This is a genomic window from Chryseobacterium sp. LAM-KRS1 (genome assembly GCF_013184525.1).
Lineage (GTDB): Bacteria > Bacteroidota > Bacteroidia > Flavobacteriales > Weeksellaceae > Chryseobacterium > Chryseobacterium proteolyticum.
On sequence record NZ_JAAOIZ010000004.1, the window covers coordinates 375,193 to 391,773 of the forward strand.

General features: G+C 34.0%; 12 protein-coding genes. 1 reads left to right on the plus strand and 11 read right to left on the minus strand.

Going from position 1 to position 16,581, the window contains the following annotated elements:
* Window positions 1-60: 60 nt before the first annotated feature.
* From G9C87_RS12755 to rpiB, 5 genes are all read right to left on the minus strand, one after another.
* Window positions 61-432, minus strand: a complete 372-nt coding sequence (locus tag G9C87_RS12755) for a YraN family protein (RefSeq protein ID WP_172281684.1) — start codon at window positions 430-432, stop codon at window positions 61-63.
* Window positions 433-481: 49 nt separating this feature from the next.
* Entirely contained in the window at window positions 482-1,411 is a 930-nt protein-coding gene (locus G9C87_RS12760; protein WP_172281686.1) for an LD-carboxypeptidase, read from the minus strand.
* Window positions 1,408-2,094 (minus strand): LysE family translocator, encoded by a 687-nt coding sequence (locus tag G9C87_RS12765; RefSeq protein WP_172281688.1) that lies wholly within the window; start codon window positions 2,092-2,094, stop codon window positions 1,408-1,410. Before G9C87_RS12765 ends, G9C87_RS12760 begins: the two co-directional genes overlap by 4 nt.
* A gap of 66 nt (window positions 2,095-2,160) precedes the next feature.
* Window positions 2,161-4,311, minus strand: coding sequence for a ribonuclease R (gene rnr, locus G9C87_RS12770; RefSeq protein WP_172281690.1), 2,151 nt, complete (start codon window positions 4,309-4,311; stop codon window positions 2,161-2,163).
* Window positions 4,312-4,562: 251 nt separating this feature from the next.
* Entirely contained in the window at window positions 4,563-4,997 is a 435-nt protein-coding gene (rpiB, locus tag G9C87_RS12775) for a ribose 5-phosphate isomerase B (RefSeq protein ID WP_172281692.1), read from the minus strand.
* Between the two features lie 551 nt (window positions 4,998-5,548).
* On the opposite strand from rpiB, the gene G9C87_RS12780 reads away from it, so the two are divergent.
* Window positions 5,549-6,739, plus strand: a complete 1,191-nt coding sequence (locus G9C87_RS12780) for a phosphoglycerate kinase (protein WP_172281694.1) — start codon at window positions 5,549-5,551, stop codon at window positions 6,737-6,739.
* Window positions 6,740-6,808: 69 nt separating this feature from the next.
* On the opposite strand, the gene G9C87_RS12785 is transcribed toward G9C87_RS12780, so the two are convergent.
* From G9C87_RS12785 to G9C87_RS12810, 6 genes are all read right to left on the minus strand, one after another.
* Window positions 6,809-7,690, minus strand: coding sequence for a C1 family peptidase (locus tag G9C87_RS12785; RefSeq protein ID WP_172281696.1), 882 nt, complete (start codon window positions 7,688-7,690; stop codon window positions 6,809-6,811).
* An 861-nt stretch (window positions 7,691-8,551) separates the two neighbouring features.
* Window positions 8,552-9,373, minus strand: coding sequence for a class I SAM-dependent methyltransferase (locus G9C87_RS12790; protein WP_172281698.1), 822 nt, complete (start codon window positions 9,371-9,373; stop codon window positions 8,552-8,554).
* Window positions 9,374-9,484: 111 nt separating this feature from the next.
* Entirely contained in the window at window positions 9,485-11,347 is a 1,863-nt protein-coding gene (gene mnmG / locus G9C87_RS12795; protein WP_172281700.1) for a tRNA uridine-5-carboxymethylaminomethyl(34) synthesis enzyme MnmG, read from the minus strand.
* Window positions 11,348-11,529: 182 nt separating this feature from the next.
* Entirely contained in the window at window positions 11,530-11,940 is a 411-nt protein-coding gene (gene ybeY / locus G9C87_RS12800) for an rRNA maturation RNase YbeY (protein WP_172281712.1), read from the minus strand.
* Between the two features lie 4 nt (window positions 11,941-11,944).
* Window positions 11,945-14,101 carry a patatin-like phospholipase family protein gene (locus G9C87_RS12805; protein WP_172281714.1) on the minus strand — a complete coding sequence of 719 codons (2,157 nt, stop codon included), beginning with the start codon at window positions 14,099-14,101 and terminating at the stop codon, window positions 11,945-11,947.
* Window positions 14,102-14,105: 4 nt separating this feature from the next.
* The gene (locus G9C87_RS12810) at window positions 14,106-16,553 is read right to left on the minus strand and encodes a bifunctional UDP-N-acetylmuramoyl-tripeptide:D-alanyl-D-alanine ligase/alanine racemase (RefSeq protein WP_172281716.1); all 2,448 of its coding nucleotides are present in this window, start codon (window positions 16,551-16,553) and stop codon (window positions 14,106-14,108) included.
* Between the last annotated feature and the right edge of the window lie 28 nt (window positions 16,554-16,581).

The following is a 16,581-nucleotide window of genomic DNA, read 5'->3' on the forward strand; positions in this document are numbered from 1 at the left end:
TTATTGTAGCAATTTCATCGTAACCCGATCAGTGAATCACGGTACATTTTGAATTAAATTTTAGTTGGCGTCAAATGCCTGGAACGCGTCTTCAATATGCTCAAGAACCAATTTTCCTTTTTCATCCGGCAAAACTGAAATAATATCGAAGCGTACTTCCTTCACATGATTAAACTCTTCGAGATAATGATCAGCAGCATTAACAATAGATCTGATCTTTGTTTTCGTAACAGCTTCCTGAGGCAGTATAAAAGCATTTGTAGAACGTGCTTTTACTTCAATAATTACAATCAGATTTTTTATTTCCGAAATAATATCAATCTCGGCTCTTTGAAACCGATAGTTTCTGGCAAGAATTTTATATCCGTTTCTCTGCAAATGTTCTACGGCAAAATCTTCTGCTATTTTTCCAAAATCATTGTGAGATGCCATCTGTCTTTTTTACATTTAAAAGATTAAAAAAGTGAAAATTAATGCCTGATTAAAATTCTATCTTAACTTTACTTCCAACTTTCATTTTCACATTTCCACCGATAATCAATGGTCTGTTGTCTTTGATATGTCCGTTTGGAAAACCAAAAATAACGGGAAATTTATATTTTGAAATTCTTTCAGAGATTAGTTTATAGGCAAATTCATCGAAACTTTCCTCATAATTTTTATTCTCTTTTTCATCACCCATATTGGTCATTCCACCAACAATAAGTCCTTTGATTTTTTTAAAAACTCCGGCTAATTCCAAACTCATGATCATTCGATCCAGGGCATAGTAATTTTCTCCGATATCTTCAATAAATAATATTTTACCTTTAAAATCAAAAGAGTAGGGAGTTGCTAAAAGTGCATAGATCAGAGCTAAATTTCCCCCAATCAATTCGCCTTCAATATTGCCTTCTCTATTCAATTGATTGGTCTGTAAACCATATTTTGGAGCTTTTCCTTTCAGAATATCAAAAACTAAATCATAGCTTTCTTCTGTAACTCCGAAACTGGAAGTTTTAATTGTCTGGCCATGAATAGATACAAATCCTTTTTTCAGTAAATAACTTTGGATTACTGTATTGTCTGAATATCCGATATACCATTTTGGATCTTTTAAAAACTGTGTAAGTTTTATGTGCTGGATAAGATGCTGACACCCGTATCCGCCCCTGGAGGCCCAGATCGCAGAAATTTCGGAGTCATTGAAGGCCCAGTTTATATCTTTCAATCTTTCCTTTTCTGTTCCGGCATAATTGTATCCGTTAAAATATCTGGTATACAAATGTTTTCCTAAAACAGGTTCAAAACCTTTCGCTTTAATCATGGAAATTCCTTTTTCGAGCTGGGATTCATCAACTGCTCCTGCAGGAGAAATAATAGCTATCTTATCTCCTTTTTTAAGGGACTTTGGAAAGATATTTTTTTTCATTTTGATTTTTGATATTTGACTTCTTTTTTCTCTGCTTCTTCCAGACGTTTATCAAACTGATTAAATTTTTTAAAGCTCTGTAAAAAGATGAAAAAACTGAAAATAATAAGAATTCCACCTACAATTCTTCTGATCTTATTGGCCAGCTTTTGAGTAAGCCTGTCATGGAATTGTTTGGCAAGGAAAATTTTAGCAAGATCAATGCATAAATAGGTGCCTATTACAATCCCTATATAAAGAATAAAATTACTGATGTCAGGGTACTGGTTTCTTACCGAAATAACAGTAACCAACCAGAAAAGAATAACACCTACATTTAAAAGATTGAAGAAAAAACCATTAATAAAAGTCTTAAAATAATTTTGACCAATGATTCTTTCTTCACCGGGCATATGCATCTTGGTTTTGGTAACCAGCATAACAACCCCATATACAAAAATAAGAATGGATGTAATCCTGTAAAATCCAGGGTGCTTATCAATCAGGTTCACAAGATCCGCACTCGCATAATAGGCGGCCACAATGCAAAGCAAATCTGCCGTAATTACACCAAGATCAAGCGCTAAAGCATGTCTGGGACCTCTTGAGAAGCTGGTTTCAATTAAAAGGAAAAAAATAGGTCCTATGAAAACCAGGCTTAACATGAATCCTAATATGACAGCAGAAAGTACAAGTTCAAACATTTAATATGGCTTTAAAACGGAAAAAAATCCATCTCATTTTGTACAAATTTAGACTTTATGATTTAATTAATCAACAATCTTGAAATCCAGTTGTTTCTGAATCAGATTAGCTTTCACTACTTTGATGTGAACTTCATCTCCCAACTGATATTTTTTACCTGTTCGTGAACCATAAACAGCATGGGTTGTCTTATCATACACATAGGAATCATCTACAAGATCCCTTAGTTTAATAAGTCCTTCAGCTCCATTTTCAGGAATTTCTACCCAGAATCCGAATTCCGCAACTCCGGAAATCACTCCCTTGAAGTTTTCTCCAAGATGTTTCTCCATGAATTTTACCTGCATAAACTTAATAGAATCTCTTTCAGCATCTGCTGCCAGTCTTTCCATTGCACTGCAGTGTTTTGCTTTTTCTTCCAATTCAGCTCTGTCCGGAGATTTTCCACCATCCAGATAATGCTGGAGTAAACGATGTGCAAGTAAATCGGGATAACGACGGATCGGAGAGGTAAAGTGAGAATAGTACTCAAATCCTAAACCGTAATGTCCAATAGGTTCAGTAGAGTAGACTGCCTTGCTCATACTTCGCATAGCTAGCGTTTCGATCATATTTTCTTCTCCTTTCCCTTTTACATCGTACAATAGCTTATTCAGGGATTCAGCTACTTTCTTCGTATTGGCAAGATTCATCTGGTATCCGAATGTGGAAACAAAATCTCTTAATGCTTCCAGTTTTGCCGGATCCGGATCATCGTGAACCCTATATATAAAGGTATTATTGGTCATTCCTCCTTTATTCGTTAAAGAAACAAATTCAGAAACTTTTTTATTGGCCAAAAGCATGAATTCTTCAATCAGGTGATTTGAATCCTTACTTATCTTAAAATAAACGCCGATGGGTTCATTATTTTCATTAAGATTAAATCGTACTTCACTTCTGTCAAAAGTAATTGCGCCGTTTTTAATACGTCCTTCACGCATGATTTTTGCCAGTTTATCCAGGACAAGAATCTCTTCAGCCAGATCTCCCTGCTGTGTTTCAATACGTTCCTGAGCTTCTTCATAGGTAAATCTTCTGTCGGAATGAATAACTGTTCTTCCAAACCATTGTTTCTGAATCTCAGCATTATCATTCAATTCGAAAACGGCAGAGAATGTATATTTATCTTCATTCGGACGAAGTGAACATACATCATTACTTAAAACTTCAGGAAGCATCGGAACCACACGATCCACCAGATAAACAGAGGTTGCTCTCTGATAAGCTTCGTCATCTAAAATAGTTCCGGGAACTACATAATGGGAAACATCCGCAATATGAACACCGATTTCCCAGTTACCATTCTTTAGTTTCTGGATGGATAACGCATCATCAAAATCCTTTGCATCTTTAGGGTCTATGGTAAAAGTACAGATCCCACGCATATCACGACGTTTTGCAACTTCATCATCTGTAATCTCTCTGTTAATCTTATCTGCATCCTGCTCTACTTCTTCAGGAAATTCATAAGGTAAGCCGTATTCTGCAAGAATAGAGTGGATCTCAGTTTCATGTTCTCCCGGAGAACCTAAAACCTTAATAATTTCCCCTTCGGGATTTTTATCTCCTGGTTTCCATTCAGTCATTTTCACAACAACCTTATCACCATCTTCAGCACCGCCAAATTTTCCTTTCGGTATAAATATATCTGTATTGATCGTCTTTTTATCACAAACTACAAATCCGAAATCCTTATGGCTTACCACCTGTAATGTCCCCACAAATTCTGTACGTGTTCTTTCCAGGACTTCAAGAACAGAACCTTCTAATTTTTTCCCTTTGTAAGTGTAAGTAACAATCAGTACTTTATCCCCCTGTAAAGCATCCTTCACATTTTTTGAATGGATAAAGATATCATCTGTCATTCCTTCTACATTTACGTAGGCGTTGCCGGATTGGTTAAAATCAATCACACCGGTAAGTGTTCCGGCGATTTTTAAATTGATAATGTATTTTCCTTTATCAGTCTCTTTTATTTTTTCAGAAGCCTGCAGCTTGTGCAAAGCCTGGATCACAAGTTCCCTTTGTCTCGGATTCTTGTAATCTATTCCGTCTGCGATCTGCTTATAATTATAGATCTTGGACGAATTTTCATTCATAAACCTCAGGATCAATCTACCGATCTCCATTAATTTATGGTCATTTTTTTGACTTATATATTTTCTTTTTTTCATTTTTTAATTATTGTTTAAATAACATCAACAGCATTATTTTCCCTCCAAATTTTTAACAACGGAAGTTTTAGTTCGTATAAATTTAATACAAAAATGGAGAAGAGAAGTGAAAAACCTGGTATAAATAAATTTAATTTATCTGTAAAGGTTCTAGGGGAGAATAAAGAATGTGTTTCTATTTGTTCGGTGCAAAGATAAGTATTTTAAAATAAATAAGGCTTGTAATTTGATTTACAAGCCTTTATATCTTTTTAGCAAAATGCTATCTTATCTACTCTTGTTTGGTGTCTGCCACCTTCAAAACCGGTAGAGAGAAATTTTTCTACAATTTCGATCGCCAGTTCTTTTGAGATAAATCTTGCAGGCATTGAAATCATATTGGCATCATTATGTTGTCTTGCCAACGTTGCAATCTCCGGCATCCAACAAAGAGCACAACGGATCTTCTGATGCTTGTTAGCAGTGATCTGTACACCATTTCCACTTCCACAGATCAGAATTCCTAATTCGTTTTCCCCATTTTCTACGGAAGTTGCTGCAGGGTGTACAAAGTCAGGATAATCCACACTGTCTGTGGAAAACGTTCCAAAATCCTGAATATCAAATCGTTCTGAAAAATAGTTTTTAACAATCTCCTTATATTCAAAGCCTGCATGATCGGCTGCGATCGCAATTTTTCTTTTCATAGTAGTTATATTAAACTTTATATAGATTTATTTCCTTACAAATTTAAGTATTAAATATCAATTGTTAGTTGATCATTGGTTAATTGTGAAAAGCATTGTGAATAACTGTGGAAAACTTTTATAAACTAAATATTTTTCCAATACTAAAATTTACTAATGAGAAAAATCTTTGGAAAGCCAACGGAAAATTTCAAAAATCTTTTTTGGAAGAATTCATTAGCTTTTCCATAAATGAGTAATTAATAATTAAAATTGTTAACAACTAAACGATTTTTGTTAGTAACCCTCTAAATAATCAGATTTACAAGAAATTATATTGTGAATTAAATATGAATTACATAAAAATTTAGTGTTATCAACTTTTTAGGGTAAAGTTATCCCCGAAACTCACAACACTCAACAACAATACTCATTCTTCTTTTATCAAAAAAAAAAAATTGTTGGTTAGTGAGTGTTGGGCTTGTGGGAAGTTTTTTGAAAACTTTTTTTTATTCGATCTTTTTCAAAAGTTTAAAATCTTACATTTGTGAAACGAAAATTCTAAGATATTTATGAAAACAGTGAATGATTTCAATTTTAAAGACAAAAAGGCTTTAGTAAGGGTGGATTTTAATGTTCCGCAAGATGATCAGCTTAAAGTTACGGATAATACAAGAATTGCCGCGGTTAAACCAACTATTGATAAAATTCTTAATGATGGGGGATCTGTGATTTTAATGACTCACCTGGGAAGACCTAAAGGAGAGGTGAAAGACGAGTTTTCATTGAAGCATATTCTTGAGGAAGTGTCCAATGTTTTAGGAAGAGAGGTAAAATTTGTAGAAGAATCTGTCGGACCAAAAGCTGAGCAGGCTGCTTCCGAGCTTAAAGCTGGTGAAATTTTATTATTGGAGAATCTTAGATTTCATAATGAAGAAGAGAAAGGAGATGAAGGCTTTGCCGAGCAGCTTTCTAAATTAGGAGATGCCTATGTGAATGATGCATTTGGTACTGCACACCGTGCACATGCTTCTACAGCTGTAATCGCTAAGTTTTTTAATTCAACTAAATTTTTCGGTTTACTAATGGCTAATGAGCTTACAGCTATTAATAAAGTTTTAAAGAATGGAGAAAGGCCTGTAACTGCGATACTTGGAGGATCTAAGGTTTCAACTAAAATTACCATTATAGAAAATATTCTACCTGCCATTGATAATTTAATTATTGGTGGTGGAATGGCATTTACATTTATTAAAGCTCTTGGAGGTAAAATAGGTAATTCCTTGGTTGAAGAAGACAAGTTACCTTTAGCACTGGAAATTTTGGCTAAAGCAAAAGAGCATCATGTGAAAGTTTATCTGCCATCTGATACGATCATTGCAGAAAGTTTTAATAATGATGCTGATAGGAAGGAAGTAGATATATATGCTATTCCGGAAGGATGGATGGGATTGGATGCAGGTTCAAAATCAAGAGATCAGTTTAATGACGTTCTATTGAATTCAAGAACTATTTTATGGAATGGTCCTATCGGAGTATTTGAAATGTCAAATTTCGCTGCCGGAACTATTGCACTTGGAGACAGCATAGCTGAGGCAACAAAGCTGGGAGCTTTTTCCTTAGTAGGAGGAGGTGACAGTGTTGCTTTTGTTAAGCAATTTGGTTACGGAAATAAAGTGAGCTATGTATCTACCGGTGGGGGAGCAATGCTTGAAAGTCTTGAAGGACTGGAACTTCCTGGTATTGCTGCGATCAATAAATAAAAACTGTTATTATATATAAAGAAAATAACCCTCTCAATGTGAGAGGGTTATTTTTTTTGAAATCATTATTTATTGAACATATGCTACGTAACATTCGTTAATCGCACCATTAGTTGTTTTGGCAAAGAATGAATAATCGATCCAGAAATATCCATTGTTCCCCCAATTTGTTCCCCATTGGTTTTGTACTTTAAATGCCTGTTTGGCATCATCATATCCTATTACCGCAATGGCGTGGCCACCTCTGCTGCTACCTGAATGTGACTTCCAGATCCATCCGTTAGATGAACTTAAATGATCAAAGCTGTAATCTACTGTTACTGCGATAACTATGGGTAAATTCATGCTTAGAAGTGTTTTTACATTACTGATATCAGTTTTATCAACCGTTGCCCAGGTGGTAAATTTGTGAGTGCTTGCGGCATTTTTCTGTGAGGAATTTGGCTGAGTAGAACATCCTGTATCTGTATAAGGCATTTCCGCCCAACTGCAAACACCCTGGTTTTTAATCAGGTTTAATCCATCACTTACGTACGCACCTGCATCACAAGATCCAAGCTTGATTTGATTATAAACGTATTCAGGACTTCTTTTAGCAGTAACTCCTTTGAAATTAGATTCCAGACCACTAGCTGTGGTGTAAGCTGTTGCCCAGGCAACACAAGAACCTTCTGCTCCCTGGTCTCCAATTGCGGGAAGACCGGGAATTAAATAACTTGAAGCAAGTGCATTTTTTGCTGCTTTTTCGGTCTTACCCTTTAGTCTTAAGGTTAGCTCATTGATGTTTACTTTAGCGAAATTGTTGTAAGTAGTTTGATCAATCAGCTTTGCTCCCAATGAGTGAAGTTGCTGTTTTTCTGAAGATTGCGTGTTTAAATCTTCGTCTCTTTTTTCGCATGCTGTAATGGATAGCATTCCTATTGCTATCATTACGAGTTTAAAATTTTTCATTGATTAATATTTAAAATGGTTCTGTGAATGTATAAATTATTTTCACATATCAATGATTTATTTTATGTAAAACATAAGAATTGATAAACAAAATGTAATTATTAATATTTTTTACTTAATTCTTTTCATTTCTGTTTATTTTATTTTTGTATTTTATCATTTATTTTAAATATTTTAATATTTGGTGTGTTTTTATTATTAATTAAGTTATTTTGTTTATTTTTTTTCTTTAAATAAATTATTTAACTAAATAATTTATTTTATATAATTTAAAATATTTATATTTTTTTTCAAGTATTAACCTGAAATTTTGATTTTATTCATATTTTTTCCTTTTTAAAATGAAAAAAATGGTGTTAAATGTTTGTTTTTGGTAATTTTTTAAATATCTCTAGTGAATTAGTGGTGTTATTAATATGTTTTTTATTATTTCTAATATGGTTGATTTTATTAATTAAAATACTAAGTTTAAAAGTGAGAGATGGTATTTGTCTATAGATTTATTAAGTTGGTGATTTTTAATAATCCCAGGGTATTTTTAAATCGATAGGGTAGGAGAAAAATTTGGAAATGTATTTTTCATTTTGATTTAACGATCTATTGCAGAGTTTGAAATAATGTTAAATGAGAATGGGAGATAAAAATTATTTATTGATTTAAGTTTTGTCGATTCTTATTACATTTTATATTTTGAATAGTAAACGTAAATAAATAAAAAAGGTCTGATATTTTATCAGACCTTTTATTCAAGATAATTTGTAAAATTATCTTAAATTTTTAATTATTAATTTCTTCACTTTTTTATTTTGGAGCCAAATTTGGCAAAAATTGACCTTCAGAAATATATCAAAAATCGATTTTCTATCTTTTTTCGATAATGTATATCAAACTTGAAAATTCGTTCGAAAAAAGGGCATTTACGTTAGAAATCGTTCCGTAGATGATAGCTTTCAGCCAAAAAAGTGGTGATTTTTTATATTTTTCGCTGAGCATTGAGATGTAATATGAATCCAGGACAAGTGGTTTGATTTTTCTTAATTTCCAATCTGGATTTTTTGATATTAAATTTTCCATCCCTTTTTTTGAAAAATGAAAGATATGTCTTGGAACGTCATAAGCAGCCCAATATTCTTTGTAGTGTTTTGCATCATACGAAGTAGGGTTGGGTACGGCAATGATCAGAAGTCCTTTTTCTTTTAATTTATTATGAAAGATTTCCAGGATCTCTGACTGATTTTCAATATGTTCAAAAACATGCCATAATGTAATTGCATCAAGACTATTATCTTCTAAGGAAGTAACGTTATCTATTATCTTAGCTTTTGTTACTTTGCTCTGGGCAGCTTTTCTTGCATCTGGATTAGGTTCATATCCAAACGTCTGAAAATCATTTTCTATAAATTTTGCAAATTCTCCGGCGCCACAACCATAATCCAGAACTTTTGAATTCTTTTTAATACGATCTATGAGAATTGTTTTCTTATACTGAAGATTGAAAGACTGAAGGAATTTATATACTTTTTCTTTTAGGCTTCCTGAATCCTGATGATGTGAAATGTAATCCTCGCTTTCGTAGTATTTTGAAATGTTGGATGGAATAGGGGAGGTTTTGAAAACTCCTTTAGTTTCTGTTTCTTTAATTTCAAATATTTCCTGAGTCAGAAAGTGATCTTTAATTTTCATTAAAATATTCTTTTATAGTAAAAATTAAGATATTTAGAGTTTATATAAAGCTCATAAATACCTTAATTTTTGTTTTAAATTTAATTATGTTTCACGTGAAACATAATGTAATTATCGTCCTAAATAGACCAGTAAAACGTTGATATCAGCAGGGGATACACCACTGATTCTTCCTGCTTGGGCAATTGTTTTTGGTCTTACATTATTCATTTTTTGTTTAGCCTCAGATGATAAGCTTGAGAGTTTTAGATAATCAAAATCTTCAGGAATTTTAATGTTTTCCAAACGGTTCAGTTTTGCAACATTTTCTTTTTCCTTTTCAATATATCCTTTGTATTTGATATTAATTTCAGCCTGTTCCCTTACTTCATCGTCAAATTGAGAGGCTACTTCTTTAATGATATCAATATTTTCAAGCTTTTCTAATGTAATATTAGGTCTGGTAAGAAACTGAGAAGCTCTGTAGGCTTGATCTACAGGATTACTTTCTTCACTTTCTAGAATAGGATTGATGATTCCGGGTTTTAAAGAAGTTTCTCGCAAGAATGTTTCAAGTTCCTCACTTTTAGCTATTTTTTGCTCAACTTTTCTTAATCTTTCTTCTTTTGCAAGTCCTAGTTGATACGCTTTTTCAGTTAATCTGATATCCGCATTATCCTGTCTTAAAAGGAGTCTGTATTCTGCACGTGAGGTAAACATTCTGTAAGGTTCCTCTGTACCTTTGGTAATAAGATCATCAATTAAAACTCCTATATATGCTTCATCCCTGTTAAGAATAAATTCTTCTTTACCGTGTACTTTATTATGGGCATTGATACCTGCCATTAAACCTTGGCCGGCCGCTTCTTCATATCCTGTAGTACCATTGATTTGTCCGGCAAAATATAAATTATCAATTAGTTTGGTTTCTAAAGTATGCTTTAACTGGGTAGGAGGGAAGTAATCATATTCAATGGCATAGCCGGGACGGAAAACCTTTACATTTTCGAATCCTGGAATATGTTTCATAGCTTTGATTTGTACATCTTCCGGCAAGGAAGAACTAAAGCCGTTTACGTATATTTCTACTGTTCTCCAGCCTTCTGGCTCTACAAATAACTGATGTCTTGTACGTTCAGCAAATCGGTTGATTTTATCTTCAATACTAGGGCAATATCTTGGACCTAAACTCTGAATGGTACCATTAAACATAGGGCTTCTGTCAAAACCTTCGCGTAGAATATCATGTACGGTTTCGTTGGTGTATACGATATGACAACTTAATTGTTTGGTTAACTTCGGAGTATCTAAGTAACTGAACTTTTGTGGTTTTTCATCTCCTTTTTGCTCTTCCATTTTGGAATAATCAAGGCTTCTTCCATCTACTCTCGGTGGAGTACCGGTTTTCATTCTTCCGGCTTCAAAACCTAAAGATACCAATTGTTCTGTAATGCCAAAAGCTCTGGGTTCTCCCATTCTTCCACCTCCCAATTGTTTATCGCCAACGTGGATCAAACCATTAAGGAAAGTACCGTTTGTGAGGACTACAGATTTAGCTTTAATTGAAATTCCTAAAGAAGTTACCACACCAACTACCTGGTTATTTTCGATAATAAGCTGCTTTACCATATCCTGAAAGAAATCAAGATTGGGTGTATTTTCTAATGCTAAACGCCATTCTTCAGCGAAAAGCATTCTATCGTTCTGGGTTCTGGGTGACCACATCGCAGGACCTTTTGAAAGGTTCAGCATTTTAAATTGTATGGCTGATTTGTCAGCTACAATTCCTGAATATCCTCCCATAGCATCAATCTCACGTACGATCTGCCCTTTAGCTATTCCTCCCATAGCAGGGTTACAGCTCATTTGACCAATGGTCTGCATGTTCATTGTAACGAGCAGGGTTTTTGATCCAAGGTTTGCAGCTGCGGCTGCAGCTTCGCAACCTGCATGACCTGCACCTACTACTATTACATCATATATTTCTGAAATCATTTTTTATACCTGTTTTAAGGCTTAAATTTTAATCTTTTTACTAAATGTTTCACGTGAAACATTATTTTAAAATACTGCTTTAATAAGCCTGTATTCATTGTTTTTCGCCATGTTTATTTCGTTTCATTCAAAAAAATAAATTAAAAAAAACATGGTGTAAAGATTACAAATGCCAAACTACATTATCCAATGTATTTAGCTAAATAGAAATCTTCTTTACTTCGCATTTCTTTTTCTTCTTCTTCAGTCTTGTCCTTATATCCGCAAAGATGAAGGATGCCATGTCCTAAAACCCTTCTTAATTCTTCTTCATAATTTTTTGATAGGGTAGAAGCATTATCTGAAATGCGCTGCAAAGATACGAAAATCTCTGCGCTTATTGTTTTGCCTTTAACATAATCAAAAGTGATGATGTCTGTATAGTAATCATGTTGTAAATAATCCTGATTAATTTTAAGTAAATATTCATCATCACAAAAGATGTAATTGATTTCACCCAATTTTTTTCCTTCTGAAAGAATGATATCTTCCAGCCATTTTGTATAATCTGTGTTCACAGATCCCGGTAAGTTTTCGTAAAAGAATTGTATCATTTTTTTAAAACCAGTGTCCTAGTATTACACTGAATATGCCTTTTTGATTATTTTTTAGAGAGTGACTGAAATTAATTTTAATTTGTCCGAACGGAGATTTATATCCTGCTGTTATTCCCAGGGAACTGTAGTTAAGTTTAGCTGCATTTTCAAAAGTTATATCGTTGGAAAGGTTCGCAAAAGAGAAGTTTCCACTTATGAAATAATTTTTGTTGAATTTAAACTGAAGATCATTAGAGACTAAAACAACGTTGTTAGTACTTAGCTGTGCAAAATAAAATCCTGCAAAACTTCTGAAATTAACTACATTCTGTTCAAAAATTCCTCCCAGTTTATATTTATAGAATTCCGGAAGATTTTCACCGATTGTTATTCCTCCATATAAATTCAGACGATAAGTAAATTGTTTTGCCAAAGGAATATTTATTCTGATATCAGCTTTTACCTGAACAATTCTTTTTTCAAGTTCAGATTTCATCAGATCGACCACTTTTCCTTCAGCAGCTATATAAATTCCTTTTGTAGGAAAATCCTTATCGTTTTGAGTATCGCTTTTTATAAATACATAGGGATTAAGGAAACGGCTTACTCTTTCATTTGATCCATTCATGTCAGCACTGAAATAATCGTGGCTGATCCCGCCGCCGATTGCAAACTTATCTTTCCATACGGATTGGATATAGGCTTCATTTCTTAACCATTTCCAGCTGTCAACAACATTATTATTGATGTCTTTAAGATCAATGCTCATTCCCGAAGAGTAGATTCCGAATCCCGGAATGTATCCGTTATCAATGAAATAATTGAGATAATACCTCGGCTGGTCACCCACAATAACGTCAAGCGACAGATTTGAATTTCTGAATAAGAGTCTTTTTGCAGAATAGTTTAGAAGCAATCCTGTTTTGAAGACATCATCATAGTGTAATCCGAATTTAAAAAAATGTCTGGCATCGTCTTCGGTTACATACAATTTAAGATAATTGGCATTATTTTCCGATACAATATCATAATTGATGAACTTGTAATTATTAGTTGCTACCAGTCGGTCTATTTTTTTGTTAATGCTACCGTAAGTTTCCATAGAGGGAAGGTGTAATCCCATTTTCCCCAGAGCATAGTTTTTACCGTAAATTTTGCTTCCAATTAAAGAAATGCTGTCAATCTTATATACGTTGGAATAAATTGGATTTACGCGCTGTCTGAGGCGGTCAAAAGAACGCTTGGGTAACTGATTCAGTATATCAACATATTTGAGTCCTTCAACATATCCGCTATCCAGGATTTTTTTCTTTTCATCATAGCTGGTCGCGGACATTCCTTTAAGGTCCGGTTTGATGTTAATATCAGTGTACTTGTACTGACGTTTTGTATCCTTGTGGATATTCATATCAATAACCTGGTTAAGAATGGCTATAATATTGTTTAAATCTTCTCTTTTTGATAAGTCCTGGTTAAGGTCCACACCAATAACGATATCGATTCCTTTGTCCTTTAATGGCTTTGATGGATAGTTAACAGTCATAGCTCCATCTATGTAAATACTGTCGCCAACTTTTACCGGATCCATTAAAGACGGAAATGCGGAACTTGCCATAATAGATTCTACGAGATCACCTTTTTCAAAAATCTGCATATTCCCACTTTCCAGATTGGTAGCAACACACATAAAAGGAATTGGTAATTTGGAGAAATCATCAATGTTCGAAACATTTTTAAACAGTTCCTTTAACAGGTAAACATTTTTCTGTCCAGTACTGATAGAAGAGGGGAGATTGATCTTACCATGCTTAATGGGAATGGAAAGAAGATATTTGTCAACAGATTTATTAAAGAATGTGCTTTCCTTTCTGGATTTAGGATCCATGATCAGAGAATAGAAATCGGTATCCATAACGATTTTTTCTATTTCTTTTCCGGAATATCCTGAAGCATATAGTCCTCCAACAATAGCTCCCATACTGGTTCCTGCAACATAGTCAACTTTTACTCCCAGGGAATCGAGTACCTTTAATACTCCAACATGAGAAAATCCTTTAGCTCCTCCGCCGGCAAGTGAAAGTCCTATCCTTGGATTTTTTGGAATCACGAGTCCTTTTCTTACCTGCGATTGCAGCAAAAGTAATTGGAATATGAACAGGAGGACCAGGAGTTTTCTCATAGGATTAGTCTTTTATATAAATCCGTTTCACCCGAGGCGAAATGGAGGTTAATACTTCGTAAGTGATGGTTTTGCAGTAATCTGCGAATTCTTTTAAACTTGGCTTTGCATTAAAAATAGTCACTGTATCACCTTCTTCTACATTAGGAATGTGATCTACATTGATCATCATCATATCCATACAGATACTTCCGATGATAGGAGCTAATGTTTTGTGTATTCCTACATTACCTATCTGATTTCCGATTAGTCTTGGAATTCCATCCGCATACCCTACAGGTATAGTAGCTATTTTTGTACGGTGATCTGTTTTATATCTTCTGCTGTAGCCAATGGATTCTCCGTTTTCTACATTCGATATTTGAGAAATGACTGTTTTAAAACTAACCGTTGATTGCAGCTGTTTTTGTATTTCACTATTTGGTGATTCACCTAACATTCCGATCCCAATTCTTACCATATCATACTGGTATTCAGAATAGTTTGTTATTCCTGATGAATTCAGGATGTGTCTTATCGGCTGATATCCCAACTTTTCGATCAGGTATCCGGAATTTTTTTCAAAAGTATCGAACTGGTTTAAAGTAAATTCTCTTTCATCCGGCATATCAGAAGAAGAAAGGTGCGTCATGATACTCTGAACCCGGACATTCATATTTTTTAAGTTTTCACTTAATTGATCCAGTTCTAAACCTTTAAAACCAAGACGATGCATACCTGTTTCCAGTTTAATGTGAATAGGGAATTTTTGATCGTATCCTGATTTCTGAACCGCATCATTAAATAGTTCCAGCACCCTGAAGCTGTAAATTTCAGGTTCCAGGTTGTATTGTATGATAGCATCATAGCTATGCTGAGCTGCATTCATTACTACAATAGGAGTTGTAATTCCCTTTTTTCGGAGCTCTACTCCTTCATCAGTGTACGCTACACCAAGATAATCGATATGATGGTGCTGCAGAAATTCCGATATTTCATAGCTTCCTAATCCGTATGCATTTGCTTTTACCATTGCCATTACTTTGGTTTCAGGTTTTAGCAGGGATTTGTGATAATTAATATTGTGAAGAATCGCATTTAAATTGATCTCAAGAACAGTATCATGTTTTCTGAGCTCAAGGATATCTTTAAGCCTTTCTATCTCGAATTTTCTCCCACCTTTTAACAGGATAATCTGATTTTCAATATCTGTAAGATGTTTGCTTTCAATTAATTCCTGAGTATTAATGAAAGTAAAAGTTTTAGATTTAAAAAGATGGCTGAATGCAGTAATTTCATTTCCGACAAGGAACAGAGAGTCAAAATTCTGTTCATTGACAAGTTCAGAAACTTCCTCATACAATTCTTGTGAATTCGAATTTACTCCTACAATATCTGTTAAAACCAAAGATTTTTTCGGCTTATTATATTCGTTCAGGAACTGCAGTGCAGTTTTCAGGGAATCAAGATCAAGATTAAAGGAATCGTTAATAATGATGTTATTTTTATTTCCCTCAATAGCTTCAAGCCTCATTTCAATAGTCTTCAAGGCATTGATCTTTTCGACAATTTTATTATTGTCGATATTCAACTCCTTTAAAACGGCAATAAGAGCCATGGCATTGGTTAAAGTGGCTTCATCCCTTTGGTGTACAGGAAAACTTATTTCTTCATTAAAGTACTGTACAATTATATTTTCTTCTCTTGAAATATTACTTTTAATAAATACCTGATTATTATCTCTAAAGCCATAGGAAATCAATTTTTTAGAAGCGTATAATGTTTTTATTTTCTGATCAACAAGGGAATTGTCACCATTGTAAATGATAACCCCGGAATCTTTAAAAAGTTTGATCTTTTCATTAATTAAGGCCTCTTCGGAATCGAAATTTGCAGCGTGAGCGGTTCCAATATGAGTAAGAAGTCCAATTTCGGGGCTGAAAATATCCTCCAGTTTTTCCATTTCATGAGGTTTGGAAATTCCAACCTCAAAGATCCCAAGCTCATAGGAATTGTTGATCTGAAGTAAAGAAAGGGGAAGACCGATCTGTGAATTGAAGCTTTTAGGGCTTTTTACAGTGGAGAACTCATTCCAAAGACATTGATATAACCATTCTTTTAAAATAGTTTTCCCGTTACTTCCGGTAATTCCGATGGATTTCAGATGAGAATGTTCAAAATGATATTTGGCCAGCTTTTGAAGAAAGTCAACAGAATTGCTGACGATGATCCATGTTATATTTTCAAACTGAGGATACTGATGTTCGGAAATAATAATTTTTATACCTCTGTCAATCGCCGATTCAATGAATTTTTCACCAGAATTTTTTTTGGTATTAATAGCTATAAATGCAGTGTTTTTAATGGAATAGATGATTCTGCTGTCAAAAGCAATATTTTTGATGATGGCATTACCATCTCCGATTACTTTTGAATTGGTGATATGTGCAATTTGGTCTGCTGTATAGTTCATTGGTGCTCTTTCTTCTCTTTGTGAGGAA